Below are 497 nucleotides of genomic sequence, written 5' to 3'. Positions count from 1 at the left end.
GCAACACCATTGACGGTGACTTCTTCATTCATGAACTGGATCTCGCGGCAGCGAATCCGGTCATAGCACTGGACTTCGTACAGTACTGCGGCAATAACGATGCCCCGCTGAACGGCAGCATCCGCATCAACTCCACTCTGCCAGAAAATTTACCGCATCCCGTTGCGGTTATTGAGCGCCCCATGCGCCAGCTCATTGACGACACCTCTGTAACCCTGTCTGCCGAAAAGTCGTATTCCGATAGCGGTGTTATTGCCGGCTACCAGTGGGAGCAATTGAATGGCCCCGCAATTACGTTGACGAACACGAACAGCGCAACACCATCTTTTACCGTTCCTTCCCTACCCCTGGATGGCGAAGAGCTCACGCTAAAACTCACCGTCACTGACAGCCTTGGGCAAAACAGTTCCCAAACACTAACGCTGCCACTGGTGAGTAAAAGTGCGCCATTAACCTACATGCAGATTAACAGCCCTGAAGGTGACTATATCGGGCAA

At 52.5% G+C, this 497-nt stretch carries 1 protein-coding gene; it reads left to right on the top strand.

From position 1 onward, the window contains the following. On the top strand, positions 1 to 497 hold a 497-nt coding region (locus A3754_RS27475), incomplete at both ends, for a hypothetical protein (protein WP_231880529.1).

Source organism: Alcanivorax sp. HI0083 (assembly GCF_001635175.1).
Note: the sequence above shows the minus strand (reverse complement) of the source record. Positions and strands in the feature narration are given on the sequence as shown.